Annotated in this window: 28 protein-coding genes; 12 read left to right on the forward strand and 16 right to left on the reverse strand. The window is 58.2% G+C overall.

What is annotated here, in order from left to right; genetic code table 11:
- Positions 1–79: 79 nt before the first annotated feature.
- Complete coding sequence (ald, locus tag ACR0DU_RS16885) at positions 80–1,195, reverse strand: alanine dehydrogenase (RefSeq protein WP_170597235.1); 1,116 nt, start codon at positions 1,193–1,195, stop codon at positions 80–82.
- Positions 1,196–1,330: 135 nt separating this feature from the next.
- Between ald and ACR0DU_RS16890 the strand changes: the two genes are divergently transcribed.
- Positions 1,331–1,789, forward strand: coding sequence for an Lrp/AsnC family transcriptional regulator (locus tag ACR0DU_RS16890; protein ID WP_010443599.1), 459 nt, complete (start codon positions 1,331–1,333; stop codon positions 1,787–1,789).
- Between the two features lie 170 nt (positions 1,790–1,959).
- Positions 1,960–2,877 carry a polyphosphate kinase 2 gene (ppk2, locus tag ACR0DU_RS16895; RefSeq protein ID WP_170781317.1) on the forward strand — a complete coding sequence of 306 codons (918 nt, stop codon included), beginning with the start codon at positions 1,960–1,962 and terminating at the stop codon, positions 2,875–2,877.
- A 52-nt stretch (positions 2,878–2,929) separates the two neighbouring features.
- Here the strand turns inward: ppk2 and ACR0DU_RS16900 are convergent, their stop codons facing one another.
- Both ACR0DU_RS16900 and rpsU read right to left on the reverse strand, forming a co-directional pair.
- Positions 2,930–4,120, reverse strand: coding sequence for a CAP domain-containing protein (locus ACR0DU_RS16900; protein WP_170781286.1), 1,191 nt, complete (start codon positions 4,118–4,120; stop codon positions 2,930–2,932).
- A 297-nt stretch (positions 4,121–4,417) separates the two neighbouring features.
- Positions 4,418–4,624 (reverse strand): 30S ribosomal protein S21, encoded by a 207-nt coding sequence (gene rpsU, locus ACR0DU_RS16905; protein ID WP_005614280.1) that lies wholly within the window; start codon positions 4,622–4,624, stop codon positions 4,418–4,420.
- A gap of 112 nt (positions 4,625–4,736) precedes the next feature.
- On the opposite strand from rpsU, the gene ACR0DU_RS16910 reads away from it, so the two are divergent.
- A complete protein-coding gene (locus ACR0DU_RS16910) occupies positions 4,737–5,429 on the forward strand; it encodes a COQ9 family protein (protein WP_480876112.1) in 693 nt (230 codons plus the stop codon).
- A gap of 72 nt (positions 5,430–5,501) precedes the next feature.
- A complete protein-coding gene (locus tag ACR0DU_RS16915) occupies positions 5,502–6,488 on the forward strand; it encodes an NAD(P)H-quinone oxidoreductase (protein ID WP_480456124.1) in 987 nt (328 codons plus the stop codon).
- A gap of 15 nt (positions 6,489–6,503) precedes the next feature.
- On the opposite strand, the gene ACR0DU_RS16920 is transcribed toward ACR0DU_RS16915, so the two are convergent.
- Positions 6,504–7,361: a DUF2189 domain-containing protein gene (locus tag ACR0DU_RS16920; protein WP_029622266.1), complete on the reverse strand. Its 858-nt coding sequence runs from the start codon at positions 7,359–7,361 to the stop codon at positions 6,504–6,506.
- A gap of 215 nt (positions 7,362–7,576) precedes the next feature.
- Between ACR0DU_RS16920 and ACR0DU_RS16925 the strand changes: the two genes are divergently transcribed.
- On the forward strand, positions 7,577–8,560 hold the full coding sequence (locus ACR0DU_RS16925) for a quinone oxidoreductase family protein (protein ID WP_480456125.1): 984 nt from the start codon (positions 7,577–7,579) through the stop codon (positions 8,558–8,560).
- A 41-nt stretch (positions 8,561–8,601) separates the two neighbouring features.
- Here the strand turns inward: ACR0DU_RS16925 and ACR0DU_RS16930 are convergent, their stop codons facing one another.
- The 9 genes from ACR0DU_RS16930 to ACR0DU_RS16970 form a co-directional block, all read right to left on the reverse strand.
- Complete coding sequence (locus ACR0DU_RS16930; RefSeq protein WP_480456126.1) at positions 8,602–9,135, reverse strand: outer membrane protein; 534 nt, start codon at positions 9,133–9,135, stop codon at positions 8,602–8,604.
- Positions 9,136–9,398: 263 nt separating this feature from the next.
- On the reverse strand, positions 9,399–9,872 hold the full coding sequence (locus ACR0DU_RS16935) for a YHS domain-containing (seleno)protein (RefSeq protein WP_010443607.1): 474 nt from the start codon (positions 9,870–9,872) through the stop codon (positions 9,399–9,401).
- A gap of 172 nt (positions 9,873–10,044) precedes the next feature.
- Positions 10,045–10,320 carry a hypothetical protein gene (locus ACR0DU_RS16940; protein ID WP_010443608.1) on the reverse strand — a complete coding sequence of 92 codons (276 nt, stop codon included), beginning with the start codon at positions 10,318–10,320 and terminating at the stop codon, positions 10,045–10,047.
- On the reverse strand, positions 10,317–10,922 hold the full coding sequence (gene plsY / locus ACR0DU_RS16945; protein WP_480876114.1) for a glycerol-3-phosphate 1-O-acyltransferase PlsY: 606 nt from the start codon (positions 10,920–10,922) through the stop codon (positions 10,317–10,319). The genes ACR0DU_RS16940 and plsY overlap by 4 nt, the downstream gene beginning before the upstream one ends.
- Entirely contained in the window at positions 10,922–12,202 is a 1,281-nt protein-coding gene (pyrC, locus tag ACR0DU_RS16950) for a dihydroorotase (RefSeq protein WP_480876116.1), read from the reverse strand. The genes plsY and pyrC overlap by 1 nt, the downstream gene beginning before the upstream one ends.
- Positions 12,199–12,585: a hypothetical protein gene (locus ACR0DU_RS16955; protein WP_480876118.1), complete on the reverse strand. Its 387-nt coding sequence runs from the start codon at positions 12,583–12,585 to the stop codon at positions 12,199–12,201. Before ACR0DU_RS16955 ends, pyrC begins: the two co-directional genes overlap by 4 nt.
- On the reverse strand, positions 12,570–13,088 hold the full coding sequence (locus tag ACR0DU_RS16960; protein ID WP_480876120.1) for a hypothetical protein: 519 nt from the start codon (positions 13,086–13,088) through the stop codon (positions 12,570–12,572). Before ACR0DU_RS16960 ends, ACR0DU_RS16955 begins: the two co-directional genes overlap by 16 nt.
- Positions 13,085–14,020 carry an aspartate carbamoyltransferase catalytic subunit gene (locus tag ACR0DU_RS16965; RefSeq protein WP_010443613.1) on the reverse strand — a complete coding sequence of 312 codons (936 nt, stop codon included), beginning with the start codon at positions 14,018–14,020 and terminating at the stop codon, positions 13,085–13,087. The genes ACR0DU_RS16960 and ACR0DU_RS16965 overlap by 4 nt, the downstream gene beginning before the upstream one ends.
- Before the next feature lie 410 nt (positions 14,021–14,430).
- A complete protein-coding gene (locus ACR0DU_RS16970) occupies positions 14,431–14,619 on the reverse strand; it encodes a hypothetical protein (RefSeq protein WP_480876122.1) in 189 nt (62 codons plus the stop codon).
- 160 nt (positions 14,620–14,779) lie between these two features.
- Between ACR0DU_RS16970 and ACR0DU_RS16975 the strand changes: the two genes are divergently transcribed.
- The 6 genes from ACR0DU_RS16975 (at position 14,780) to ACR0DU_RS17000 (ending at position 22,276) form a co-directional block, all read left to right on the forward strand.
- Positions 14,780–15,544, forward strand: coding sequence for a uracil-DNA glycosylase (locus ACR0DU_RS16975; protein WP_480876123.1), 765 nt, complete (start codon positions 14,780–14,782; stop codon positions 15,542–15,544).
- Positions 15,541–16,140: a metallophosphoesterase family protein gene (locus ACR0DU_RS16980; protein WP_480876125.1), complete on the forward strand. Its 600-nt coding sequence runs from the start codon at positions 15,541–15,543 to the stop codon at positions 16,138–16,140. The genes ACR0DU_RS16975 and ACR0DU_RS16980 overlap by 4 nt, the downstream gene beginning before the upstream one ends.
- Entirely contained in the window at positions 16,137–16,757 is a 621-nt protein-coding gene (locus tag ACR0DU_RS16985; protein WP_480876127.1) for a LysE family translocator, read from the forward strand. The genes ACR0DU_RS16980 and ACR0DU_RS16985 overlap by 4 nt, the downstream gene beginning before the upstream one ends.
- 6 nt (positions 16,758–16,763) lie before the next feature.
- Positions 16,764–17,306, forward strand: coding sequence for a molybdenum cofactor biosynthesis protein B (gene moaB / locus ACR0DU_RS16990; RefSeq protein WP_480876129.1), 543 nt, complete (start codon positions 16,764–16,766; stop codon positions 17,304–17,306).
- Between the two features lie 105 nt (positions 17,307–17,411).
- Positions 17,412–18,869, forward strand: a complete 1,458-nt coding sequence (locus ACR0DU_RS16995; protein ID WP_480876131.1) for an efflux RND transporter periplasmic adaptor subunit — start codon at positions 17,412–17,414, stop codon at positions 18,867–18,869.
- 5 nt (positions 18,870–18,874) lie between these two features.
- On the forward strand, positions 18,875–22,276 hold the full coding sequence (locus ACR0DU_RS17000; protein WP_480876133.1) for an efflux RND transporter permease subunit: 3,402 nt from the start codon (positions 18,875–18,877) through the stop codon (positions 22,274–22,276).
- Here the strand turns inward: ACR0DU_RS17000 and ACR0DU_RS17005 are convergent.
- Both ACR0DU_RS17005 and ACR0DU_RS17010 read right to left on the reverse strand, forming a co-directional pair.
- Entirely contained in the window at positions 22,256–22,690 is a 435-nt protein-coding gene (locus ACR0DU_RS17005; protein WP_170772025.1) for an NUDIX hydrolase, read from the reverse strand. The two genes, ACR0DU_RS17000 and ACR0DU_RS17005, sit on opposite strands and share 21 nt — an antisense overlap.
- 4 nt (positions 22,691–22,694) lie before the next feature.
- Entirely contained in the window at positions 22,695–23,507 is an 813-nt protein-coding gene (locus ACR0DU_RS17010) for a protein-disulfide reductase DsbD domain-containing protein (RefSeq protein WP_480876135.1), read from the reverse strand.
- A 148-nt stretch (positions 23,508–23,655) separates the two neighbouring features.
- Between ACR0DU_RS17010 and ACR0DU_RS17015 the strand changes: the two genes are divergently transcribed.
- A complete protein-coding gene (locus ACR0DU_RS17015; RefSeq protein WP_010443623.1) occupies positions 23,656–24,210 on the forward strand; it encodes a YqgE/AlgH family protein in 555 nt (184 codons plus the stop codon).
- Here the strand turns inward: ACR0DU_RS17015 and ACR0DU_RS17020 are convergent.
- Positions 24,207–25,154: an L-threonylcarbamoyladenylate synthase gene (locus ACR0DU_RS17020; RefSeq protein WP_480876137.1), complete on the reverse strand. Its 948-nt coding sequence runs from the start codon at positions 25,152–25,154 to the stop codon at positions 24,207–24,209. The genes ACR0DU_RS17015 and ACR0DU_RS17020 overlap by 4 nt on opposite strands.
- Between the last annotated feature and the right edge of the window lie 50 nt (positions 25,155–25,204).

Below are 25,204 nucleotides of genomic sequence, written 5' to 3' on the forward strand. Positions count from 1 at the left end.
CCGCGCATTTGGCGCGGCGCCAGGCCCAAGTCTGTAAAGCGTCCTTTGGAAAAGGACGCTTTCAGAGGTGGAAGTGCTCTTAGTTTAGCAGAGTTGTCGGATCGACAGAGTCGATGTTGAGGGCGGTGCCTACCGCTTCGTAAGTCAGCTTGCCGGCGTGGACGTTCAGACCTGCCAGCAGGTGTGCGTCGTCCTTGCAGGCCTGCTTCCAGCCCTTGCTTGCCAGCGACAGCATGAACGGCATGGTTGCGTTGCCCAGTGCGATAGTTGAGGTTCGGGCAACCGCGCCGGGCATGTTGGCGACGCAGTAGTGCATGATGCCGTCAACTTCGTAAACCGGATCTGCGTGGGTGGTGGCTTTCGAGGTTTCGAAGCAGCCGCCCTGGTCAATCGCAACGTCTACCAGAGCCGCGCCGGGCTTCATGGTCGACAGCTGTTCGCGCGAGATCAGCTTCGGAGCTGCTGCACCCGGGATCAGAACCGCACCGATGACAAGGTCGGCATCCTGAATCAGCTCGGCTGTCGCACCGGCAGTCGAATACTGGTTCTTGAAAGTTCCGCCGAATACATCGTCCAGATACCGAAGACGCGGCAACGAGCGGTCCAGCACGGTGACATCTGCGCCCATACCCGCCGCGATTTTGGCGGCGTGAGTACCGACAACACCGCCACCAATGACGATTACCTTTGCAGGGCCAACACCCGGAACGCCGCCCATCAGAACGCCGCGGCCACCGTTGGCCTTCTGCAAAGTCCAGGACCCGACTTGCGGTGCCAAACGACCGGCAACTTCCGACATCGGGGCCAGCAGAGGCAGGCCGCCATTTGAGTCAGTAACAGTCTCATAGGCAATCGCAGTACAGCCGGATTCCAGCAGGTCGTGGGTCTGATCTGGGTCGGGCGCCAGGTGCAGATAGGTGAACAGCAACTGACCTTCGCGCAGCATTTTACGCTCGACCGCCTGAGGTTCCTTGACCTTGACGATCATGTCGGCGGTGGCGAACACCTCTTCTGCAGTGTCGACGATGCGAGCTCCTGCCGCGACGTAGGCATCATTGTCAAAGCCCGAGCCCATCCCGGCACCGGTTTCGATGATGACTTCGTGACCACGGGCCACAGCCTCGCCAGCCGCGTTCGGGGTCATCCCGACGCGGAACTCCTGGGGTTTGATTTCCTTGGGGCAGCCGATTTTCATGTGAGACTCCATTCATAAACTGCCTAAATTATGGGCATTATGCTGTGCAATTTTTGTGAAACCCTGCTTGCCAAATGGTGGAATTGTAGGAAATTATCCGAAGATAGTTAAATACTACGCAATGGATGTGCGCCGATGATGATAGATGCGACCGATCGAAAGATTCTGGCAGCCCTTCAGCGCAAAGGTCGGATGTCTAATTCAGAGCTATCCGAACAGGCCAACCTGTCACCATCGGCGTGCCACCGCCGTGTTCAACGGCTTGAGGCAGAAGGTTATATCAAAGATTACGTCGCATTGCTGGATGCACGTAAAATGAATGTGCCAACAACTGTGTTTGTCGAGATTACTTTGCAGGGACAAGCGGAAGAGGTGCTTGAATCCTTCGAAAAGGCAGTAGCCCGAATTCCCGATGTACTAGAATGTCATCTGATGGCCGGAACAGCGGATTATATTCTGAAGGTGGTTGCTGAAAATACCGAAGATTTCGCGCGCATACATCGGCAGTACCTGTCTCGCTTGCCCGGCGTGGCGCAGATGCAAAGCTCTTTTGCTTTGCGCACGGTTTTCAAAACGACGGCCCTGCCAGTTTGAACTCTTCCGCACCCGATGGCCGCGTTTCATCCTGACCGCTTGTATCTGCCTTCAGACCGGTTCAAAATCTATAGTTCCGACCATAAGTGAAACATTGGCAATGCGCGCTGACATCCGATGGTTACACTGGCCCTGTATGGTCCGAACCCGAAGACGATAAGGAGCAGACTTTGGTTTACGAACATGACAGCACCCCTAAAGATTGGCTGGAAGCCGAACTGGAAGATTCGCTGGATGAAGATTTCGAGATCGAATTCAGCGAACCAATGCTCTCGGTCGAGGTGCGTAAGATCTACAAGGATCAGCATCCTGATATGCTGGATCGCAAGGTCTATTTTCGTAACCTTTTGCGTCTGCAGGCCGAACTAATCAGGGTACAGGATTGGGTGGTTCACACCGGGGCCAAGGTTTGCATCCTGTTCGAAGGCCGCGACAGTGCTGGCAAGGGTGGGGTGATCAAACGCATAACACAGCGCTTGAACCCGCGGGTCGCGCGCGTGGTCGCCTTGCCTGCGCCTAGCAGACGGGAACAAAGCCAGTGGTATTTTCAGCGCTATGTGCCCCATTTGCCTGCGGCGGGTGAGATCGTGTTCTTCGATCGGTCCTGGTACAACCGAGCGGGTGTGGAACGCGTGATGGGGTTTGCCGACGAAGATCAGGTTGAACAGTTTTTTCAGGACGTTCCCGAATTCGAGCGGATGCTGGTGCGGTCGGGGATTATTCTGCTTAAGTACTGGTTCTCGATTACAGACGAAGAACAGCAACTGCGATTCCTGATGCGCATTCACGACCCAATGAAGCAGTGGAAGCTGTCGCCCATGGATCTGGAATCCCGCATCCGGTGGGAGGCATACACCAAGGCCAAAGAGGATATGTTCTTTCGCACCAACATATCCGAGGCGCCATGGTATATCGTTGAAGGCAATGACAAAAAGCGCGAACGGCTTAATTGTATCGAGCACCTGTTGACCAAGATCCCCTATGAGGATGTGCCGCAAGAAAAGGTCAACTTGCCGGATCGGCGCTATAATCCCGAATACGAACGGCGTATTCTGCCGGATGAGCTACACGTGCCAAAAATCTACTGATTTGGCTGGCATGTGGTGCGGGAGAGTGATCCCCCGCACCTGAACGGTTTGATTAGCCCCAATCAAATCCGCAGTTCATTTCAAATACAAACATGCCGCACATATCGTCATTCGTGTCTTCGATTGTGGTTTCAACGGTTTCAATCATGTCGTCAGCGACGTCGGTGTCGAACACAAGATCGAAATCATCCATTTCCGGGGTCGTATCGGCCTGCTGCACCGGAGACCAATCGAACTGGTCAAAATGGGCCTGCAGTGCGTTAACAAACGCTTCGATCCCGGCAAGGAAGGCCTGAACGTCAAAGCAGTCCGCGCCCGGTGCACCATTGTCAACGACAACCTCAGGTAATTCTGGCTCTTCGACCTCGGTGACGTCGGTATCCGGCACTTCAGGTTCCGGGTCTTCAACTTCAGTCACGTCGGTATCAGGCGTTTCCGGCTCTTCAGTTTCGGTGACATCAGTTTCCGGTGTCTCCTCGACTGGGTCGTCGGTCTCAGTGACGTCAGTGTCCGGCGTTTCGTCCGCAGGTCCCTCGGTCTCTGTCACATCGGTGTCCGGAGTTTCGTCCGTTGGTTCTTCGGTTTCAGTAACGTCCTCGTCTGGGGTCTCTTCAGCCGGTTCTTCGGTTTCAGGAACTTCCGCCACCGGTGTTTCGTCAACTGGTTCCTCAGTCTCGGTGACGTCGGTATCCGGCGCTTCAGGTTCGGTAGGAGTGGTGACCTCTTCTTCCTCCGGCTCAACAACCTCTTCGGCCGGTGGGGCCACTGGCGGGGTGGTGCCGCCGTTATCAAGATCGACCTCGCCTTGTGTCGCGGCAAAGTTCTGCGTCACCATGACTGCATCGAACCCCTGCATGTCGCCTTCTTCGATCCCGATGCCGATATACTTAAAATCGGGGTTCAGAATGTTGGCTCGGTGGCCGGGACTGTTCATCAGGTTCTGGTGCAATTGCGCGACATCATCGCTGATGCCTGGTGCGCCGCGCTCGGATTGCCAGGCGATGTTTTCTCCGGTGCGCCAACTGCCGGACAGGTCAAACCCTGCGGCTTGCATCCGTTGGGTCGCGGATGAACCACCCTGACCGGTGTGGCTGAACCGGTCGGTGTCCAGCATCCAGCTGCTGTGGTCCTCGGATGATTCATTCAGGTTGCGTTCAAGTTCCAGGGGATCAAGACCGCGGGATGTGCGCTCTTGGTTGATCAGCGCGAGCATTTCGCGCTCAACCGTACTTGCTGTCGACATCAGTGCCTCCGTTTTTGGTTATGTCTGAGTGGACGGCCTCACTTACAGACGATCAAAGAACGCTGAACAGGGTAGGTGCGGCGTTGGGCGATTTTCGGCGGCAGAATGCAACCGAGCGGCGATTCGCTGCGCTGTAAAATGCCGACATAGGCGATTGCATCAAAATCGGCAGGTTGCCGCGAGGGTAAAGCCGGGAATGGGCGAGAATATCCGCCCTAAAAAACGACAAACCCCCGGGCGGGGCCTCGGGGGTCGTCAAATAGTGTCATCCAAAGCTGGACGAGTCGCGGTAGGCTCTTAGAGCAAACCTTCGCGCTGTGCTTTCTTACGTGCCAGTTTACGGGCACGGCGGATCGCTTCAGCTTTCTCGCGCGCTTTTTTCTCGGACGGTTTCTCGAAATGTTGCTTCAGCTTCATTTCACGGAACACGCCTTCGCGCTGCAGCTTTTTCTTCAGGGCACGAAGCGCCTGATCGACGTTATTGTCGCGAACACTAACCTGCATGTGGTTGTCACCACCTTTCTAGATAGAGTTGCAAGGAAATTGCAGGAGGTGGCCGTATAGCAAAGCGCGCCTAACTTGTCTAGTACTGGACCCGCAGCCTCGGAGAGCCGAAATGACCGCTACCTATGAAGATACCAAAGAACAACTTCTGAACGCGATTCTCGACCATGTGCCCTTTGACGGTTGGTCGGAAACAAGTTTTCGTGCAGCGATTTCCGATTGCGGTCTGGGTGCTGGACTGGCCCGTGCCATCTGCCCGCGCGGTGCTGTCGATCTGGCACTGGCCTTCCATGCGCGCGGTGATGCGGCAATGCTGGATCGTGTCAATACTGAGGATCTAAGTGGGCTGAAGTTTCGTGACAAGATCGCCGCCGCTGTCCGCTTTCGTTTACAGGCAGTCGAAGACAAAGAGGCCGTGCGCCGGGGTGTGACTCTGTTCGCGTTGCCAATCTATGCCGCAGATGGGGCCAAGGCGGTCTGGGGCACCTGTGACCAGATCTGGACAGCGCTTGGCGATACTTCGGATGACGTGAACTGGTACACCAAACGTGCCACTCTGTCGGGCGTCTATTCTTCAACACTATTGTATTGGCTGGGCGATGACAGTCCGGATTATCAGGCGACATGGGAATTCCTCGATCGCCGGATCGAGGGCGTGATGCAGTTCGAAAAGCTCAAGGCGCAGGTGAATGACAATCCGCTGCTGAAGCCGTTTCTGGCTGTGCCCAACTGGCTTGCGGGTCAGGTGAAGGCTCCGGTGAAGATGCCAGACAACTTGCCCGGTTCGCTGTCATCGGGGAAATAGTCGCAACGTTTCCACTTGTTGCTGGGCCTCTACGCTACTGACTGCTAGGCAAGAGGCAAAGGAGATATGCCCATGACCCAGACGATGCGCGCTGTTGAGATTACCGAAGCGGGTGGCCCGGACGTTCTGCAATTGACCGAACGCCCGATGCCGGAACCGGCGGAGGGTCAGGTGGTTCTGAAAGTAGCCTATGCCGGGGTGAACCGTCCTGATGCGCTGCAACGGGCGGGGGCGTATGATCCGCCTCCGGGTGCGAGCGATCTGCCGGGTTTGGAAGCCTCAGGAGAGGTTGTCGCGATTGGCACGGGTGTTGAGGGGCTGGCGACTGGCGATCAGGTCTGCGCCCTGCTGCCAGGTGGCGGTTATGCCGAATATGTAGCCGCTCCTGCCGCGCATTGCTTGCCTGTTCCTACGGGCATGGGTTTGAAAGAAGCTGCCTGCTTGCCAGAGACCTTCTTTACCGTCTGGTCCAATGTATTTACGCGGGGTGGCCTGAAAGCGGGGGAACGTTTTCTGGTCCATGGTGGTTCAAGCGGGATTGGCACGACCGCGATCCAGTTGGCCAATGCATTTGGCGCTCGGGTTTTTGCCACGGCCGGATCGGCTGAGAAATGTGCGGCTTGTGTCGAATTGGGGGCTGAGAAGGCGATCAATTATCGCGATGAAGACTTCGTGGCTGCGATGCGTGCGGAGGGTGGCGCAAACCTAATCCTCGATATGGTGGGCGGCGATTACATCCCGCGCAACGTCAAAGCGCTGGCCGAAGATGGTCGTTTGGTTCAAATCGCATTCCTGCAAGGTCCGGTGGTCGAACTGAACTTTGCGCTGATGATGGTCAAGCGTCTAACCCTGACCGGCAGTACTCTGCGTCCGCAAAGCGATCTGGCGAAGGCACGCATTGCGCAAGACTTGCGTGAAGCCGTCTGGCCCTTGCTTGAGGCCGGGAAGGTTGCGCCTGTGATGGATTCCGAATTCGATTTGGCTGAAGCCGCCGCTGCGCACGCGCGGATGGAAGGATCGGGCCATATCGGCAAGATCGTTCTTAAAGTCTCCGGCTAAGCTGACGCCGCGCGGTCAGGCGACCGCCCGGCGATACAGATGCCAAGTGGCGTGACCCAGAATGGGCATCACTACGATCAAGCCCAGCAGAATCGGTATGGCGCCCAATATCAGAAGCGTCGCCACGATCGCACCCCAAGTCAGGATCACGCCCGGGTTTTGACGCAAGACCCGAACCGAGGTCACCACGGCCACTGGAACGCCCACTTTGCGATCAAGCAATAATGGAAAGCTGACCACGCTCAGCGCCAACGCGACCAGTGCGAACAGGAAGCCGATGGCGGTGCCGATGATGATCATGCTCCAGCCAGCTCCGGTGGTAAATACCTCGGTGATAAAGGCTGTTGCCGAGGCTGGGGGCTCTGGCCCAAGTGTCTGCGCGTAGATTCCTTGCGCTACCATCAGCCAGATCAACAACAGCATGACCAGATAAAAGCCCAGTGCCAATATCGCGCCGAAGGAAGGCGAGCGGAACACGCCAAACGCATCCAGCCAATGGACGTCTCCGCCCTGTTCCCGCTTGCGACTGATCTCATAAAGCCCAACCGCGGCGACAGGTCCGATCAGGGCAAAGCCCATGACCAGCGGGGCCAGCAAAGGCACCATGTCTTTGTTGAGCCCAATACCGAACATCAGCAGGCCTGCGATCGGATAGATCAGAACGATAAAGATCGCATCGGCTCGAGTTTCGAGAAAATCGTTATATCCGGCTTTCAGGCATTCGCGCAGATCCTGCAGGGTCAGCGTGTGCACTGTTGGCAGGGTGCGGACATCCGCGCTGCCGATTTCGGATACTGATTCCGACACATGATCGCTGGTCGCCCGCAGATTACGGGCGACCCAGGTAATTGGGTTACCGATTGTCTTGTCCATGTTCATCCCCTTCTCTGGCGTGGGTGCGCCGCGGGATGCATCCGGTACGGCAAATTCGTGTGACCGGATCAGCCGGCAACGTCTGCCCATTTACAACGTCCACCCGCATTATAGCACATATTGCAAAATCTTGCCCGAACATGCTTGAGGGATAACAACGATTGCCCTGTCGAACAGGCATGTTAGCTTTGTTTCAACAGGCAACGGAGGGTATCATGCAGCAAACAGCGCGCACTGTCGTCATTCACGAACACGGCGGGCCAGAGGCCCTGCGGATTGAGGATCGTCCGCTTGGGGATCCGGGGCCGGGAGAAGTACGCATTCGCCACCATGCCTGCGGATTGAATTTCATTGATGTGTATCAGCGCACCGGTCTCTATCCGCTTGAATTGCCTCACGCATTGGGGATGGAGGCAGCCGGCGTGATTGAGGCTGTGGGCGAAGGTGTCACGCACCTTTCCACTGGCCAACGCGCGGCCTACGCTGCAGGCCCGTCCGGGGCCTATTCCGAAGCGCGTGTGATGCCTGCCGCACAGGTATGTCCGCTGCCCGAAAGTATCTCGTTCCGTACCGCTGCGGCCATGATGCTGAAAGGCATGACGGTCGAGTACCTGTTTCACCGCACAACGCCTTTGCGTCGGGGGGACACCGTTTTGTTTCACGCCGCCGCTGGAGGCGTCGGCCTGATTGCCTGCCAATGGGCGAAATCCGAAGGCATCAAGCTGATTGGCACCGCGGGAACGGATGAAAAATGCAGCCTGGCGCAGTTCAACGGCGCGTCGCATTGCATCAACTACCGAACCGAGAACTTTGTCGAACGTGTCGCCGAGATCACCGGCGGCAAAGGTGTAGATGTGGTGATGGATTCCATTGGCGCAGACACGTTCGAAGGGTCGCTGGATTGCCTGAAACCCTTGGGTATGATGATTTCATTTGGCAATGCGTCGGGACCAGTACCACCGGTTGACTTAGGCATGCTTGCGCAACGAGGATCCTTGAAGATCACCCGCCCAACCCTGTTCACCCATATCTCGGATCACGCTACTTGTCAGGCAATGGCGCGGCGTCTGTTTGGCAAAGTGGATGGGCGCGAGGTTAAGATCCACGTCGATCAGGAGTTTCCGCTGGATCAGGTTGCTGATGCACATCGCGTATTGGAAGCGCGTCAGACCACCGGCAGTACAATCCTGGTGCCCTAACAGGAGAGGCCCGGCAATGACCGCCGGACCCGTACATTTGTTTAGAACCGGTACGCGACACGCAACTGGAGCGTCGTGGCATCAACATCGACGCCCGATGAATTGAAATCATCAAACTCATGATACAAAAGTTCGCCGCCTACGCTGATGTTGGGGGCGACGATCTGTTCATAGCCAGCACCAATAAACCAGCCATTGTCGCTGCCCAGATTATTTGTGTCCGCGTCGGCATAACCAGCGGTTCCGTATAGCAGACCCTGTGGGTTCACCTTGTAGCCAGCGCGCGCTTTGATGCGCCAGACTTTCTCGACCGTGGTAGCGCTGCCCAGGTCGATGTCGCTCCAGTCATAGTCAAAGCCACCGCCAACTACCCAGTCGCCCAGATCATAGTCATATCCAAGGATGATACCACCAATGGCACCATCGCCATCAACGCCTGAGATGTTGGTGTCGATATCCGCATAGCCGATCTGCGCGCCGCCATAGAAGCCAGTCCAACTGCCCGAGGATTGAGCCATCGCTGAACCCGCCGCTAGCGTCACGATAGAGGTGAACAGTGCAAGTTTACCCGTCATCTTCTGTTTCCTTTCGCTCGAAATCTGCTGACCGGTAATCGGCTGGCAGCCTTATGCCCAGCACTACGAACCAGCCCAAAAGCCGGATCAGTGATGCTTTGTCTATTCCGAACCATCCTGATGGCTAGCCGGTGTCCCCGGCGCGGGCCCATTTGATCTGGGCGCTTGTCTTTGATTCTAAATAGGCCGCGGCACGGCGCCTTCAAACGAAGATCGGCGGCAGATACGATCTGCCGCCGATATACAAAGGTCTTGTCAGCGAATTATTGCTGCAGTTCAGCCGGGTCTTTGTCGGCGATGTCTTCCCAGTTTGCGCTAGCCTGCTCAACAAAGCCCGGAATGTCGCCTTCCCAACGCTCCTGAATGTCCTGCGACAGGTTCAGGTACAGCTTGTTGTCGACGATTTTCCAGTAATTCGGGTCACCGTCAAACTTGAAGCCCATTGCGGTGCCAAATGCGCAGTAGCCACCGTAAGCGGGCAGGTATGCCTCAGGGTTGGCTTCAAAGGCGGCTTTGTTCTCTTCCGATGCGAAACGGTACAGCGCGTCGTTGTGCAGGGTGGAAATGCGGTAGTCGCCCTTGGTGGCTTCACCAACGGTGAAATAGGCAACTGGGTCATAGCCCTGCATTGCCAAGCCGGTTGAGCTTGCATTGATTTCAACACCTGCGGCCATGGCCGAGCTTGCAATGGCAACAGACAGCGCGACTCCGCTGATTATGGATTTGAACTTGTTCATGACTTCACCTTTCGTGAATAGGCTCGCTTAAGAGCACGGTAATTTTGCCCGGGCGATCCGGATTTGATTGTCGCGACGCCGGTAATTGGTCGTCACAAAATCCCAGTTGGGGAATGGCCTGTTCACGTTCAAAGCAATCAATTGTGATTGTGCGATCACAAAGACCTGTTGTTCATTCCTGCACGTCAGGCACGAGCGCCAGAACAAAGGCAACCACTTTCTCAGCGGGCATCTCACAGGGGCGCAGCAGCGCACCGCTCTTGCGGGTGAGATAAAGGTTTAAGCTGATATAGTCCGGTCCGCCCAGTTGATAGGCCACTAGCTTGTGCGATTTCCCACCTGCCATGATCTGATGCGAAACCAAATATCTACGCGGGCCAGCGGCCCCCGTGAATGTGCCGATGGGCAGATCATCGATCGCCTTCAGGAAAGCGATGGACGCCGTCACGATTTTCCGATTTTTGGCTCGGTGCCCGCCTTAATCCGCGCGAGGTTGGCGCTGTGCCGCCAGTAGACCAGTAATGTCAGAGCAATCCCGAGGAAAAACGTACTGCCATCAGTCAGGACCATAATCCATGTTGTGGACAGAGCGGCGGCGGCCAGCGCCCCAACAGATGAAATACGCCAGATCAGCACTGCAACCAGCCATGTCAAACAACAGGCGACACCCACGCGCCAGTCAAGCGCGAGCCAAAGGCCCAGAAAGGTTGCTACGCCTTTGCCGCCTTTGAAGCCCAGCCAGACCGGGAAGCAATGACCAAGAAATGCGGCAAGCGCTGCGATTTGCGCAGCGTCTTCACCGGCCAATACGCGCGCCAGCAAAACGGCAGCGGCGCCTTTGGCCGCATCAAACAACAATGTCAGCGCCGCCGCTCCCTTGTTGCCGGTGCGCAGAACGTTGGTTGCCCCGATATTACCCGACCCGATTTGCCGCAGGTTTCCCAGACCCATCACGCGCGCGACGATCATGCCAAACGGGATTGACCCAAGCAGGTATCCCAACGCGGCCCACAGGATGAGCTGAGTTATTGTGCTATCGATCAAGGGCATCAGGCTCTCCGGTACACTTCTTGTCCAGCGACATAGGTTGCGGTGACCTTACCCTGCATCCGCTGGCCGTCAAACGGTGTGTTCTGCGATTTCGATTTCAGCGTAAAGCGGTCCAGAACAAAGGGAACATCCGGGTCGAACAGGACCAGATCAGCGGGCGCGCCTTGGGACAGGCGACCACTCTCCAAGCTCAGCCGTTTGGCCGGGTTCAGGGCCATGGCGCGGAACAGGGTCGGCAAGTCCAGCTGTTCGGAATGGTATAGGCGCAGCGCCGCAGGCAGCAGCGTTTCCAGCGCCACCGCGCCCGAGGCCGCCTCTTCAAACGGCAGGCGCTTGCTTTCCTCATCCTGCGGGGTGTGCATGGAGCTGATCGTGTCTATCAGACCGGTTCGCACTGCTTCGATCACGGCTTGCCGGTCATCTTCGGATCGCAGTGGGGGCTTGATTTTGAAGAAGGTGCGATAATCGGACACGTCCAATTCGTTCAGTGTCAAATGGTGGATCGACGTGCCTGCCGTGATGTCCAGCCCGTTGCGCTTGGCGCGTTCCAGTGCGGGCAGGGCGCGGGTCGTGGTGATCTGATCGGCGTGATAGGCGGCTCCGGTCATTTCAAGCAAGGCGATGTCACGATCCAGTCCCATCCGCTCAGCCATAGGCGCTACGGCGGGCAAGCCTCGCAGAGCGGCGAACTTGCCGCTGGTGGCTGCAGCTCCAGCGCTGAGCCCCGGCTCCTGCGGATGCGCAATGACCAGTGCGCCGCAGGATTTAGTGTAAGTCAGAGCACGAGAAAACACCTTGGTGTTGGTCACGACATGATCGCAATCGGTAAACGCCACGGCGCCTGCGTCCTGCAGGAACCCGATCTCGGTCATCTCACGCCCTTCGCGTCCTTTGGTCAGGGCGGCCATCGGCAGGACGTTGACCGGAGCGTCCGCTTGCGCGCGGCGGGTGGCAAACTCCAGCGTCTCGGGTGTGTCGACGGCAGGTAGGGTATCAGGGCGCGTGACGATGGTTGTCACACCCCCCGCGGCTGCTGCAAGACCTGCAGATTTATAGCTTTCCTTGTGCCGTTCACCGGGTTCGCACACCTTGACGCCAATGTCGACAATGCCGGGGGCAAGGCATTGCCCACCGCAATCGACCACCTGCGCGTCAGCGTCTGGGGCCGCGCCTTCACCAAGCGCCGCGATCCTACCGTCGGCAACCTTCAGCCAGCCGATGCTATCTGTGTCCGCTTCGGGGTTGATCAGGCGGGCATTGGTGAAAATCAGATTGCTCATGCCATGGCCCTTTCGATTGCGGCTTTGGTGGCGGCGGGGTCCGCCTGGTATTTGATAAGGTGTTTGTCGCCGCCTTTGGTGACGATCTGGACAAAGCTGCCAATCGTGTTGACCGCCTGAATCTGGTTCAGCGCCACCTTGCGCGAACCGGGACCGGTGAGGGTGGTGTCTGTCATTTCCCACGTGGCGACCAGTTCTTCCGAGGCCAAATACCACGCGCGGATCCCGATGGCAGCCAACCCGGCAGGCGCGCCGGTCCAGACGTAGGGATTGCCGATCGACCATAGCACGACCATCGCGGCCGCCATTGCAAAGGCGGCGAGCCATGCATTGGTGCGGACATAAGCGCCCTTGTCCGAGGAGAATGTCACAGGATCAGCCACAAGGCACCTCCGATGGCGATCAGAATCAGCAAGGCAATGACCGCTGATCCGATGCGGCTTGGATTGGTATCCGCTGGCGGGCTTTGCGGGGCCGAGTATGGCTTTGCGCTTTCCGTCTCGATCACGTCGCCGGTCCAGTTCGTGGCCTCTTCAGTGTACAGGCCAATCAGATGCAGGCGGGGATCGGGTGAAAGGGTTACTGATTGACCGCCGAAAGCTGCACTGCGCAGGACCATCACCCAGCCTTCAATGGCGTCCAACTTCGCGCGATCCAACTGGTCTTCCGAGACACCACAGCCTTCGCTGAGATAGCCATAAAGCCCAAGGTCTTCGAGGTCGGATACCGGAAAAATGTCGATCTGTTCTGGATCCAGCCCCTCGACACCCAACACCTGATCAACAGCCCCCGGTTCGCGCAGGAATTTCACCTCTTCCGGGCGCATATCCAGCGAGAACAGGCGGATCACGCCGCGCTCATGGGGGGCGATGATCAGATCGTTCATGCGGCTTCTCGCACGTTGCGCGCCAGCAGGTCCATGGCGGCCATGCGGACGGCAACGCCCATCTCGACCTGTTCCTGAATGACGGACCGGTTGATGTCATCGGCCAGAGTGCCGTCGATCTCGACCCCTCGGTTCATGGGGCCGGGGTGCATGACGATGGCGTCGGACTTTGCCAGCGCGAGTTTCGCGGCATCCAGCCCATAGCGGTGGTAGTATTCGCGCTCTGAGGGGATGAAACCGCCGTCCATGCGTTCTTTCTGAAGGCGCAGCATCATGACTACGTCGACGTCTTTCAGGCCTTCGTTCATGTCGTCATAGATTTCGGCCCCGAATTCGGCGAACTGAGACGGTACCAGCGTCGGCGGGCCGATCAGGCGGATGCGGTTCTCCATCTTGCCCAGCAGGATCAGGTTCGAACGCGCGACGCGCGAATGCGCCACGTCTCCGCAGATCGCGATGTTCAGCCGGTGCAGTCGGCCTTTGGCCCGGCGGATGGTTAGCGCGTCCAGAAGGGCTTGCGTCGGGTGCTCATGCCGCCCGTCACCCGCATTCAGCACGGCGCAGTTTACTTTCTGCGCCAGCAGGTCCACCGCGCCGGAATGAGGATGCCGTACTACAAGCAGATCGGGATGCATCGCGTTCAACGTCATCGCCGTATCGATCAGTGTCTCACCCTTTTTGATCGAACTGGCCTGCATTGCCATGTTCATCACGTCAGCCCCCAACCGCTTGCCCGCCAGTTCAAAACTGGCCTGCGTGCGGGTTGAGTTCTCGAAGAACATGTTGATCTGGGTCAGGCCTGACAGCACATCGGAATGCTTCGTCGATTGCCGGTTCAGATCGACATAGGTTTCGGCCAGATCGAGGATAGCGGTGATATCGGATTGCGACAGATGCTCGATGCCAAGAAGGTGACGATGGGCGAAACGCATTGGGCGGGCTCCTGTCTGACAATCGGACCGCTTATAGGAAGCCATGCAGGCCAAGGCAACCTAAGGTTCCGACCCTTCAAGCAGTTTCTCGCATCCGCCTTCGGGCAGGCATTGTTCGCCGGGTTTGCACCACTTGCCATAGCCGCAATCGATAGCCTTGATCGGCACGCAGCCCTGATGAGCCGAGCATTTAAAGCCGGGTCGGCATTGCGAACCGGTTTCTTCACACAGAAACCAGCCGGGGCGTGAGCATCCGCCGCCCGGCAAGCAGGATGAGCCGGCTCCGCAGGTCCGGCCATCCGCGCAAGTTGTGGATGGAGCTGGAACCAAATCTGGTCCGGTGCGCTCGCATTCACCGCGTCCGTTGCAGAAGCTGTCACTGGGGCAATCCAAGCGTGAGATACATTTATTTAAACCCGCAGGGGCGCAGCGCGTGCCGCCTGCGACGCAGCGTTCAAACGGGCCGCAGGTGCGTCCGCCGCCGCAATATGTGTGTCCCGGAGGGATACAACGGCCATCAAAGCTACAGCGTTGGCCAGCGGGACAACAACTGCGACCGCATTGCAATTGACCGGGGCGGCATTGAGTATTCCGGTCAAACAGCTGCGCGCTCGCCGAACCGCCAGAGGTTGCTAGCAATAGAGCAATCAGAAGGAATCGCAGAAATGACAGCATGACCCCGCCATGGTCAGTGCGACCCTATGCCATGGCAAGGTCTATTCGCTTTCCCTCGGTCAAAAGCTGGTTAGATTGAGGGTTATGGAATCGGGCTTGGACCATCATACCGCGCGGGCGCTGCTGGAATGGCAGATCGAGCTGGGCGCAACCGAGGCGATCGGCGATGCGCCGGTGGATCGCTATGCGTTGCCGGACAAAGCGTCCAAGGCGAAGAAACCCGCTGCGATTGAACCTGCAAAAAAGCCTGAACCCGTCGATGCCGCAGCTGTTGCAATACAGGCGGCAAAGACCGCCGGATCGCTCGTCGATTTGCGTGCGGCGATGGAGGCGTTTGATCTTTGCGACCTCAAACGCGGCGCACGGCAGTTGGTGTTTGCCGACGGCACTCCCGGCGCACGGGTCATGATCATCGGCGAAGCGCCCGGTCGTGATGAGGATCGCGAAGGCAAACCCTTTGTCGGGCGCGCCGGGCAATTGCTAGACCGGATGCTGGCCGCGATTGATCTGGATCGGCGCGAGAATGTCTACATCACCAATGTGCTTCCATGGCGGCCACCGCAAAACCGCGATCCCAAGCCGGAAGAGATCGGCATGATGAAGCCGTTTCTGGAACGGCATGTGGCCTTGGCCAAGCCCGAGGTGCTGGTGGTGATGGGCAATATCAGCTGTCAGGCCGTGCTGGGCAAACGCGGTATCACGCGGCTGCGAGGGAAATGGGATCAGGCGCTGAACCTGCCGGTCATCCCGATGTTTCACCCGGCCTACCTGCTGCGTCAACCGCAGATGAAGCGACAGGCCTGGGCCGATCTGCTGGACCTGCAAGCGCGGCTGAGGGGCGGGGCATGAGGGTGCTGGCGTTCTCTGACCTGCACATGGCGCGCAACCGCGCCTCCGACTTGGTGGCCGCCAGTGCCGAGGCTGATCTGGTCATTGGGGCCGGAGACTTTTGCAATGCGCGACGGGGATTGAATGAAGCGATGCAGATGCTTTCGGGCATTGCGGCTCCGCTGGTTCTGGTGCCGGGCAATGCGGAAAGCGCCGAGGAACTGACAGAAGCCGCGCCTGATGGTGCACATGTTTTGCACGGGACAGGTATGACGCTGGACGGTCTGCGCCTGTTCGGGCTGGGCTATGGCGTGCCGGTCACGCCCTTCGGCAGTTGGTCCTGCGACCTGACCGAGCCTGAGGCCGCAGAACTGCTGGATCGGTGCGAGGCCGCAGATATCCTGATCGTGCATTCTCCACCGAAAGGGCATGGCGATACTACCTCGCAAGGCCAATCGGTTGGCTCAGTCGCCGTTCGAGACGCAGTCGAACGGCTTCAGCCCAAATTTGTCTTTTGCGGGCATATCCATGACAGCTGGGGTTACCGAGGCACCATTGGCCGTACACAGATAGCGAATCTGGGGCCCAAAGTGCATTGGTTCGAGGTGAGTTTATGATCGACACGGTAACGCTGCTGGCTTTTATCCCGGCAGCGCTGGCGCTGAATTTCACACCCGGCGCGGATATGATGTTCTGTTTTGGTCAAGGCTTGCGCGCAGGTCCGCGCCCTGCGATTGCCGCAAGTGCCGGGGTCTCTGCAGGCGGTATGGTGCACGTTCTGATTGCCGGTCTCGGCCTTGGCGCGGCGGTCGCTACCCTGCCGTGGCTGTTCGATGTGATCCGCTGGGTCGGGGTGGGTTATCTGCTTTATCTCGCGTGGGGTGCGATCAGGAATGGTGCAGTCGCCGCCGACGTACCGAACAGACCCACCCGTTACGCGTTTCGGGACGGGATGCTAGTCAACCTGACCAATCCCAAAGTCATTCTGTTCGTGCTCGCCTTCATCCCGCAATTTATCGATCCAGGGAAGGGTTCGGTATTGGCGCAGTTCCTGATCTATGGCGCAATTCTTGGTGTCGGCGGGTTTGTTGTGAATGGGCTGGTCGGCATTTTCGCTGGCGGCGCAGGTCGGATACTAATCGGCAACCCGCGTGCCTCGCGTATTCTAGGTTGGGTGTCAGGGGGGATCTTCACCGCTTTGGCCCTCCGGCTTGCTATTATGGAAAGGGCCTGACACCGCATGTCACGCATTGACGAAAGCAAGAAGTTCATTCCCGTCCGGATCGCTGTCCTGACTGTTTCTGACACGCGGTCTCTGGACGAGGATCGCTCGGGCCAGACGTTGGTGGATCGGATCGAAAAAGCGGGCCACTCAGTGGCGGATCGCAAGATTATACAAGATGAGCGCGCTGAGATAGCAAAACAATTGCGTGCTTGGATCGCTGATCCTGAGATCGACGTTGTGATCTCGACCGGCGGCACAGGTCTGACGGGTCGCGATGTGACAGTCGAGGCACATCGGGATGTTTATGAAAAAGAGATTGAGGCGTTTGGCACCGTGTTCACCATCGTGTCGATGGAAAAGATAGGTACTTCTGCCGTGCAGTCCCGCGCCACAGGCGGTGTAGCGGGCGGAACCTATCTGTTTGCGCTGCCGGGCAGCCCGGGCGCGTGTAAAGACGCGTGGGATGCGATTTTGGAGAAACAGTTCGATTATCGCCACCGCCCCTGCAATTTCGTGGAAATAATGCCCAGATTGGACGAACATCTGCGACGGAAGTAGACTGGTCCTGCGTTTAACGCATCATAACCGCTTTGTGGCTTGGCATTTTTTGCGACCCGGCTACCTTTGCGGAAGGCAGCATGTGCGACCAAAGGTGAGTGACCGATGCGATTTCTGCGGCAAAGCCTTGTAGGTGTGTTCCTGGCGTTTCTGACGCTGGGCCTGTTGATCGTGGCTGTACAGATGATCTCGGGTGCGGTGCAGGATGTGCTGACGCGGGACAATCAGACCCCCGAGGTGCGGGAACGCATTTTCGCCGTCAGTGTCCGCGCCGCCGAACCAGAAACCGTTACGCCCTATCTGGAGGCATTTGGTCAGATCCAAAGTCGCCGTCGGCTGGAGCTGCGCGCAGCCTTGGGTGGGCGCGTTGTGTCGCTGGCGGATGATTTCGAAGATGGTGGCTCCGTGACGGCTGGTGAGTTGCTGGTTGAGTTGGATCCAGCTGATATGCAGTCAGCCTTAGACCGCGCCAAATCCGATCTTCTGGATGCCCAGTTTGAAGAACGAGATGCAGAACGCTCGCTGCTGCTGGCGCAGGATGAATTGAAATCAGCCGAAGCGCAGGCCGAGCTACGCGACCGGGCTCTTCAGCGTCAACAAGACCTACAGACACGAGGCGTTGGTGCGGCTGCCAGTGTTGAAGAGGCGGAACTGTCTGCAACATCTGCTCATCAGGCAGTTCTGGCGCGCAGGATTGCGTTGGCGCAGGCTGAGTCTCGGGTTGATCAGGCTACCACACTGTTTGCCCGCGCCCGCATCGCGCTGGAAGGGGCCGAGCGTGATCTGGAAGACATGACGATCCACGCCGGATTTGACGGGACGTTGACTGAGGTCACTTTGGTTGAAGGCCGGTTGGTTGCGGCCAATGAAAAGCTGGCTGAACTTGTGGACCCCAACGCGCTAGAGGTCGCGTTCCGGGTCTCGACCGCGCAATATGTGCGATTGTTGGACGCTCAAGGCGGCTTGATTTCCGCATCAGTCACCGTATCGCTAGAGGTCACTGGGACCGATCTGATCGCCAAGGGCCAAATCAGCCGCGACAGCGGGGCTGCGGGTGAAGGGCAGACCGGGCGTCTGATCTATGCCCGCCTTGATGACGCGCCAGGTTTCAAACCAGGGGATTTCGTCACCGTTTCGGTTGAGGAACAACCGCTGGAGAATGTTGTGCGTCTGCCGTCCTCTGTTCTGGATGCAGCGGGCAACGTGCTGGTGCTTGGTCCGGACGATCGGTTGGAGCCTTTGGCGGTACAACTGATCCGTCGTCAAGGAGATGAAGTATTGCTGCGCGGTGAAGGTCTGGAGGGTCGAGAAGTAGTGATCGGACGGACGCCTCTGTTGGGTTCGGGCGTTCGTGTCCGGCCTCTGCGGGTTGAAGCCAGCACCGAAATTGATCCCGGCATGGTAGAACTCTCCGACGAAAAGCGGGCTCAACTTGTCGCACAGGTCGAGGCCAGCGATGGGATGTCACAGGCGGATAAGGACCAGGTATTGGGTCAACTGAGCGAGGCAATGGTACCTGCCGCTCTTGTACGCCGTCTTGATGACAATCGGGCCGGGGGTTAGGCGCCATGATCCGCGAAATTCCCAGCGCGGCAGGCGGTATCCTGAGTTATTTTACCAGGCATCGGACAGCGGCCAATCTGTTGCTGCTGGTCATGTTGGTGTTGGGCATCGCGGCGATCCCCAACATGCGGGCGCAGTTCTTTCCTGATGTGATCCTTGAACGCGTCGATGTGAATGTCGAATGGGAGGGCGCCGGCCCCGAGGATGTCGACAATGGCATAATCCAACTGCTCGAACCTGCGCTTTTGGCTGTCGAGGGTGTGGCCAGTACCGAATCAACTTCGCGGGAAGGATCGGCACAGGTCCGGCTTGAGTTCGAACCCAACTGGGATATGTCCCGCGCAGTCGAAGAGGTTAGGACGGCAGTCGACAGTGTCACCAACCTGCCCGAAGACGCCGAGGAGCCGACAATTCGGCGCGGGGCCTGGCGTGATCGTGTCACGGATGTGGTCATCACTGGCCCCATCGAGGCCGAGCAATTGGCTAAGTTCACCGATGAACTGATCAGCCGCCTCTTTGCCGCCGGGGTCACGCGCACTACGATCCGCGGCTTGGCCGCACCGCGCGTGGTGGTCGAGGTGCCCACAGTGCAGCTGATCGCCAATGACATTTCACTCTCGGATATCGCGGCGGCCATCGCTGCCGAAGTCACGGCTAACCCTGCAGGCGATGTCTCGGGCGCCAACGCGCGCATCCGAACGGGGGTAGAAAAACGCACCCCGGAAGAAATTGAGGGCATCGCCCTACGCAATTTCGCAGACGGCTCAAAGCTTGTTGTAGGCGATGTGGCTGAAATCAGGGTCGAGGGCGTTACTCGCAATCGCAGCTATTTTGTGGGTGAAAATCCTGCAATGTCGATCCGCGTAGATCGTTCCAATCTTGGCGACGCCATTGGCATCCAGCGCGATGTTGAGGATGTAGTGGCCCAGATGCAGGCGAGCTTGCCCGAAGGCATCACGATCGAGCTGATCCGCACTAGGGCGCAAGCCATCACCGACCGTCTGGATATTCTGGTGGACAACGGCCTGTTGGGCCTAGGACTGGTGGTGTGCCTGCTCTTCCTGTTCCTCAACGCGAGGATCGCTTTTTGGGTGGCCGCCGGCATTCCGGTTGCAATGTCAGCGGCTATTGCTCTGATGTATCTGGGTGGGCTGTCACTGAACATGGTGTCTCTGTTTGGCCTCATCATCACGCTGGGCATTGTGGTCGATGACGCCATTGTGGTGGGCGAACATGCCGATTTTCGTGCTCGCCGGCTGGGCGAAGCACCGATGGTTGCCGCCGAACGCGCAGCCCGGCGCATGGCGATGCCGGTGTTTGCCGCAACCGTCACAACCGTCATCGCATTCTTTGGGTTAACCGCGATCGGTGGCCGGTTCGGAGAGTTGATCCGCGACATTCCGTTCACCGTTATTGCGGTCCTGATTGCCTCGTTAATCGAGTGTTTTCTGATCCTGCCGAACCACATGGCGCATGCCATCGCACATTCGGCCAAGGAACATTGGTATGACTGGCCAAACCGGTTCGTGAATAGAGGTTTCCGCTGGGTGCGCGATCACCTGTTCCGCCCGCTAGTCGCGTGGGTGATCTGGGCGCGCTATGTGGTGGTTGCGCTGATGGTTGTCGTTCTGGCCAGCCAGATCGCTCTGTTCATACGGGGGGACGTGAATTGGCGTTTCTTCAATGCGCCGGAACGCGGTTCGGTCACCGGCAATTTCATCATGGTCGAAGGTGCCACACGCGCCGAGACGCTTGAAATGATGCACATGGTCCAGCGGGCAACCGAAGAACTGGGCCAGATCTACGAAGAGCGTCATGGCCGCAATCCCATTGAATATGTTCTGGCGGAAGTTGGTGGATCGGCCGGATGGGGGTTGCGTGCGGCGGATGGGAAGGACAGCGATCTGCTGGGCGGTATCTCGATTGAGTTGATTGATGCCGACCTGCGCCCCTATTCCAGTTTTGAGTTTGTGGGTGAGCTACAGGACTTTGTCCCCCGCCATCCGAAGGTCGAATTGCTCAGTTTCCGCGGCTGGCGCTCGGGCCCCGGTGGCGATGCAATTGACGTGCAATTCTACGGCGCCGATGTGAACACGTTGAAATCCGCGTCCGAAGATTTGCAGGTGGCGCTGTCGAAATACACTGAAGTTTCGGCGCTTGAGGATAATCTGGCGTATGACAAGGAAGAGTTCATTCTGGATCTGACGGCACAGGGCCAGGCGCTGGGCTTCCGCATCGAAACACTTGGCCGCGTATTGCGAAACCGACTGAACGGTATCGAGGCCGCTACTTTCCCGGATGGACCGCGCAGCACCGAGATTCGGATCGAACTGCCCCAGGGCGAACTGACAGCTGATTTTTTGGAACGCACGCTGATGCGGACGCCCGATGGTGTCTACGTTCCGCTGGCCGATATCGTCTCGGTCGAGCGAAAGTCGGGGTTCTCGACGGTCCGGCGCGAAAATGGCCTGCGCGTGATCTCGGTGAACGGCGACATTTCCGAGGATGATCCGGCGCAAGCCGCCGAGATTGCTCGTGCGATGCAGGAGGAAATCCTGCCCAACATTGCCTCCGAACGTCAGGTTGAATGGCGCATGGCAGGTCTGAGCGAACAGGAGGACGAGTTCCTCTCAGAGGCGCGCACTGGGCTGATCCTGTGTCTGACCGGGATTTATCTGGTTCTGGCATGGGTCTTTGCCAGCTGGACGCGGCCTTTGGTGGTCATGGCGATCATACCCTTCGGCCTCGTGGGTGCGATCTGGGGGCATTACCTTTGGGATGTGCCGCTGAGCATGTTCACCGTTGTTGGCCTGCTGGGTATGACCGGGATCATCATCAACGACTCGATTGTGCTGGTGACCACAATTGATGGGTACCAACAAGAGCGTGGCTTGGTACCGTCGATTGTTGAAGGCACCGCAGACCGGCTGCGACCGGTGATGCTGACCACTTTGACCACTGTGCTGGGCCTGACGCCTTTGATGTACGAAAGCTCACAACAGGCACAGTTCTTGAAGCCAACTGTGATCACGCTGGTCTACGGGCTGGGCTTCGGGATGGTGCTGATCCTGTTGCTGGTACCCGCGCTGCTGGCGATCCTGAACGATGTCTCACGTCCGATGACTGCGATGCGGCGTGCCTTACGAGCGCCGGATAGAGTGGTGCGCATAGCCGTTCGCGCAACAGGCGCAGCGCTGGCGGTTTGGTTAGGGGTATCAATGATCTGGCCCGCCGTTACGGGTGAACCGATGGTGCTGCTTTCAGACTTCTACCCAGCCCCGGATGGGCCAATTGTGTTGCAATTGGGCTTTGGCGTCTTTGCCGCCGGAGCGACGGTGATCCTGTTGTTGGGAGTGCTGCTGTCGAGCTTGCTATACGCACGATTGTCAGGTCGCGCCGAGGCTTGATCGCAAGATCGCAAGCTGCAGAAGATCGGGTACGCGGCTACTCATGGGAAGGTCACGGGCTTTGATCTGATCGACGGGGAACCACTGCGCGTCCCGCGCGTCATCTGCAGCAACCGGCGTACCCGAAGTGTAGCGACACGCGACACCAACCAACAGATAATGCGCCCGGATGAGCCCTTCGCCGTCGCGCAGAAGCAAATCCAGATTATCGAGATACTCCATCGGTTCGGCAATCACGCTCGTCTCTTCCCGCAGCTCACGGGCAGCGGCGGCCAAAACGGTTTCACCCCATTCCACATGGCCACCGGGAAAACCCCACAACCCTGCGTCGGGTTGCTTGTTGCGCTGAACCAACAGCACCTGATTTTCATGAACAACTACGGCCAACGCGCCAATCTTAGGAGTTTGACTCATCCGATCAGCCTGCGCTGCATCCCTGTATGTCTACAGCGTGGTTCGCCCCGAGCACAGTGATTCGCACTTCAGACCGATCCAGCGCAAACGGCACACCCGAGGCGCTGATGACCTCGGAACTGGTGATTAAGGTTTTGCCCTGGCGATGTGTTTCGGGTTGCGAAGCCCAGAGCATCGGGTTTCCCGGTTCGATTATGGCGAATTCGGACCCGCCTGCAGAGGGCATGGTGATATGCGCTTCGATCCGCATTCCATCCGAAGTGGGTGTCAGGTGGCAGGTTGCGTTCACCACGCCAGCCTCACGTTCGGAAAACGGGCGCTGGGCAAGGGCTGCTGCTATAGCCGGATTGCGACCGGCTTTTGCATCCAGTGTGTGGTCAAAATCCAGCTTACCCGGTACACAGACATCTTTGCAGACACCCAAATCCATCTCACCGCGCAAACGAACGGGTTTTGCAGGGTTCTTGGGCGTGATTTCAACGGGAAGTACCAGTTGATCCTCATACCCGACCGAGCGCAGCCCATTTTGATCGAACACATGCGGTGCGGGCCACGTGATCGCGATATCCGCTATGTTGCCAGAGCCTGTCCAATTGAACTGCGGCGGAATGCCCGCATCACCCGGCGCACGCCAATAGGTTTTCCAGCCTTCCTTCAGCGTCAGATGCAAAGCGCCTTGATAGGTGCCCTTGGCGGTCCGGCCACCGTCCAGAACCTCAAGCTGCACCAGGCTACCAACCCCTTGAGCCATCGCAGGCAAGCCAAAGCAAAGAGTGGCCGTCAGACCGGCTGCGGCGGATTTCGAAAGCAGTTTCATGTGCAGAACATGCGCATTCTGAGCTTAAATGCCAAGTCACGTTCCGGTCACTTAGGTGAAATGCCCAGAAATCCCAGCTGGTCCCTTGCCATTCCCCGGCATGCGGGTTCATTCTGGTGTCATCCTATGGCGCAAGAGAAGTTTGCTGATGGACCTTACGGGAAAACTGTTGATTGCTATGCCCGGCATGGGCGACCCACGATTCGAACATTCGGTCGTCTATATCTGCAGCCATGGCGAAGATGGCGCGATGGGTTTGATTGTCAACAAGCCTTCAGATTTGCGGATCAAGACCTTGCTGGAACAGCTCAACATCCCGTGCCGCATTCCGGTTATCGGGGAGCGTCTGGTTCAATTCGGCGGCCCGGTCGAGATGTCGCGTGGCTTTGTGCTGCACAGCGCGGACTACGATGCGAATCTGCATTCGATGCAAATTGCGGAAGATTTCAGCATGACCGCAACGCTCGATGTGCTTGAAGATCTGGCATCAGGCAAGGGGCCGCTGAATTCGATGCTGACTCTGGGCTATTCTGGTTGGGGGCCGGATCAGCTTGAGGATGAGATCGCCATGAATGGCTGGTTGACGACCGAAGCGTCCTCGAAACTTGTTTTCGATGTTCCGGATGACGAGAAATGGGAGGCCGCTTTGGCCACGCTGGGGGTTGATCCACTGACACTCTCTGCCAGCGCAGGCCGCGCCTAATCGCGGGGGGCCGCCGCGCGGCGAAGGCGGTCGTTGATGGCTGTACCCAACCCATGATCTGGGATCGGTGAAACAGCAATCGGTCGGCCTGTTTCATTCAGCTTGTGTAGCGCCGCGAACAGGTTGGCGGCGGCTTCGGCAAGATCGCTGCTATCTGAAAGGTTCAGATCACAGGAGACATCTCCGAAGCCCAACAAAACTTCGGCGCCTTGTGTGGCTTGTGCGTTCAGGCGAACGGGCGCATCCGGCGCGTAGTGGGATTGCAGTTGCCCCGGCGCAGTCAGCAGATCGCCCGGCTGGTGATGATGCAATTCCGTTTGCAAAACTTCTTCGATTCGTTCCAGCGCCACACCACCTGGCCGCATCAGAGCAGGGGCTCCGGCCAGACCGACAATGGTGGATTCAAGCCCAACACCGCAGGGACCATCGTCCAGAATGGCAGCGATCCGCCCCTCGAGCCCGGTTCGGACATGGGCCGCTGTGGTCGGACTGATCTGACCAGACGGATTAGCCGAGGGGGCCGCCACTGGGCCATCAAATGAGGCCAGCAAGGTGCGTGCGGTGGGATGGGCGGGCACCCGAACGGCCAGAGTATCCAGCCCCGCCGTGACGAGTGATGAAATCCCGTGATCATCCCGCAAGGGGAGAACCATTGTGAGTGGCCCGGGCCAGAAAGCCTGCGCCAGTTGCTCGGCCTGATCGGTCCATTCAACGAACCTTTTTGCTGTTTCGGTTGAGGCTACATGGGCGATCAGGGGGTTGAAGCTGGGCCGCCCCTTGGCCTCATAGATCGCGGCCACGGCCTCTCCGTTCCGTGCGTCACCGCCCAGGCCATAGACGGTCTCGGTCGGGAAGGCGACCAACAGCCCATGCCGCAACAGGTCGGCGGCCTTGGCGATGCCGTCGGCTTCTGCTGATAAGTCTTGAGTGCCGAGAAGGGTCATAGGTCGTGACGCCGCGTTTTGGTTGCTTGCAGTTCAGGTCACGGTAGGTA

Source organism: Ruegeria sp. G2, from assembly GCF_056533505.1.

Coding starts and splice junctions, on each gene's coding strand:
- ACR0DU_RS16900 (WP_170781286.1), bottom strand. CDS start 4,120: ATGTCGACAGCAAGTACGGTTGAGCGCGAAATGCTCGCGCTGATCAAC.
- plsY (WP_480876114.1), bottom strand. CDS start 10,922: ATGCCCTTGATCGATAGCACAATAACTCAGCTCATCCTGTGGGCCGCG.
- ACR0DU_RS16975 (WP_480876123.1), top strand. CDS start 14,780: ATGGAATCGGGCTTGGACCATCATACCGCGCGGGCGCTGCTGGAATGG.
- rpsU (WP_005614280.1), bottom strand. CDS start 4,624: ATGCAGGTTAGTGTTCGCGACAATAACGTCGATCAGGCGCTTCGTGCC.
- ACR0DU_RS16890 (WP_010443599.1), top strand. CDS start 1,331: ATGATGATAGATGCGACCGATCGAAAGATTCTGGCAGCCCTTCAGCGC.
- ACR0DU_RS17005 (WP_170772025.1), bottom strand. CDS start 22,690: ATGAGTCAAACTCCTAAGATTGGCGCGTTGGCCGTAGTTGTTCATGAA.
- ACR0DU_RS17000 (WP_480876133.1), top strand. CDS start 18,875: ATGATCCGCGAAATTCCCAGCGCGGCAGGCGGTATCCTGAGTTATTTT.
- ACR0DU_RS16920 (WP_029622266.1), bottom strand. CDS start 7,361: ATGGACAAGACAATCGGTAACCCAATTACCTGGGTCGCCCGTAATCTG.
- ACR0DU_RS16995 (WP_480876131.1), top strand. CDS start 17,412: ATGCGATTTCTGCGGCAAAGCCTTGTAGGTGTGTTCCTGGCGTTTCTG.
- ACR0DU_RS17015 (WP_010443623.1), top strand. CDS start 23,656: ATGGACCTTACGGGAAAACTGTTGATTGCTATGCCCGGCATGGGCGAC.
- pyrC (WP_480876116.1), bottom strand. CDS start 12,202: ATGAGCAATCTGATTTTCACCAATGCCCGCCTGATCAACCCCGAAGCG.
- ald (WP_170597235.1), bottom strand. CDS start 1,195: ATGAAAATCGGCTGCCCCAAGGAAATCAAACCCCAGGAGTTCCGCGTC.
- ACR0DU_RS16985 (WP_480876127.1), top strand. CDS start 16,137: ATGATCGACACGGTAACGCTGCTGGCTTTTATCCCGGCAGCGCTGGCG.
- ACR0DU_RS16980 (WP_480876125.1), top strand. CDS start 15,541: ATGAGGGTGCTGGCGTTCTCTGACCTGCACATGGCGCGCAACCGCGCC.
- ACR0DU_RS17020 (WP_480876137.1), bottom strand. CDS start 25,154: ATGACCCTTCTCGGCACTCAAGACTTATCAGCAGAAGCCGACGGCATC.
- moaB (WP_480876129.1), top strand. CDS start 16,764: ATGTCACGCATTGACGAAAGCAAGAAGTTCATTCCCGTCCGGATCGCT.
- ACR0DU_RS16910 (WP_480876112.1), top strand. CDS start 4,737: ATGACCGCTACCTATGAAGATACCAAAGAACAACTTCTGAACGCGATT.
- ACR0DU_RS16965 (WP_010443613.1), bottom strand. CDS start 14,020: ATGCGTTTCGCCCATCGTCACCTTCTTGGCATCGAGCATCTGTCGCAA.
- ACR0DU_RS16925 (WP_480456125.1), top strand. CDS start 7,577: ATGCAGCAAACAGCGCGCACTGTCGTCATTCACGAACACGGCGGGCCA.
- ACR0DU_RS17010 (WP_480876135.1), bottom strand. CDS start 23,507: ATGAAACTGCTTTCGAAATCCGCCGCAGCCGGTCTGACGGCCACTCTT.
- ACR0DU_RS16935 (WP_010443607.1), bottom strand. CDS start 9,872: ATGAACAAGTTCAAATCCATAATCAGCGGAGTCGCGCTGTCTGTTGCC.
- ACR0DU_RS16930 (WP_480456126.1), bottom strand. CDS start 9,135: ATGACGGGTAAACTTGCACTGTTCACCTCTATCGTGACGCTAGCGGCG.
- ACR0DU_RS16960 (WP_480876120.1), bottom strand. CDS start 13,088: ATGAACGATCTGATCATCGCCCCCCATGAGCGCGGCGTGATCCGCCTG.
- ACR0DU_RS16915 (WP_480456124.1), top strand. CDS start 5,502: ATGACCCAGACGATGCGCGCTGTTGAGATTACCGAAGCGGGTGGCCCG.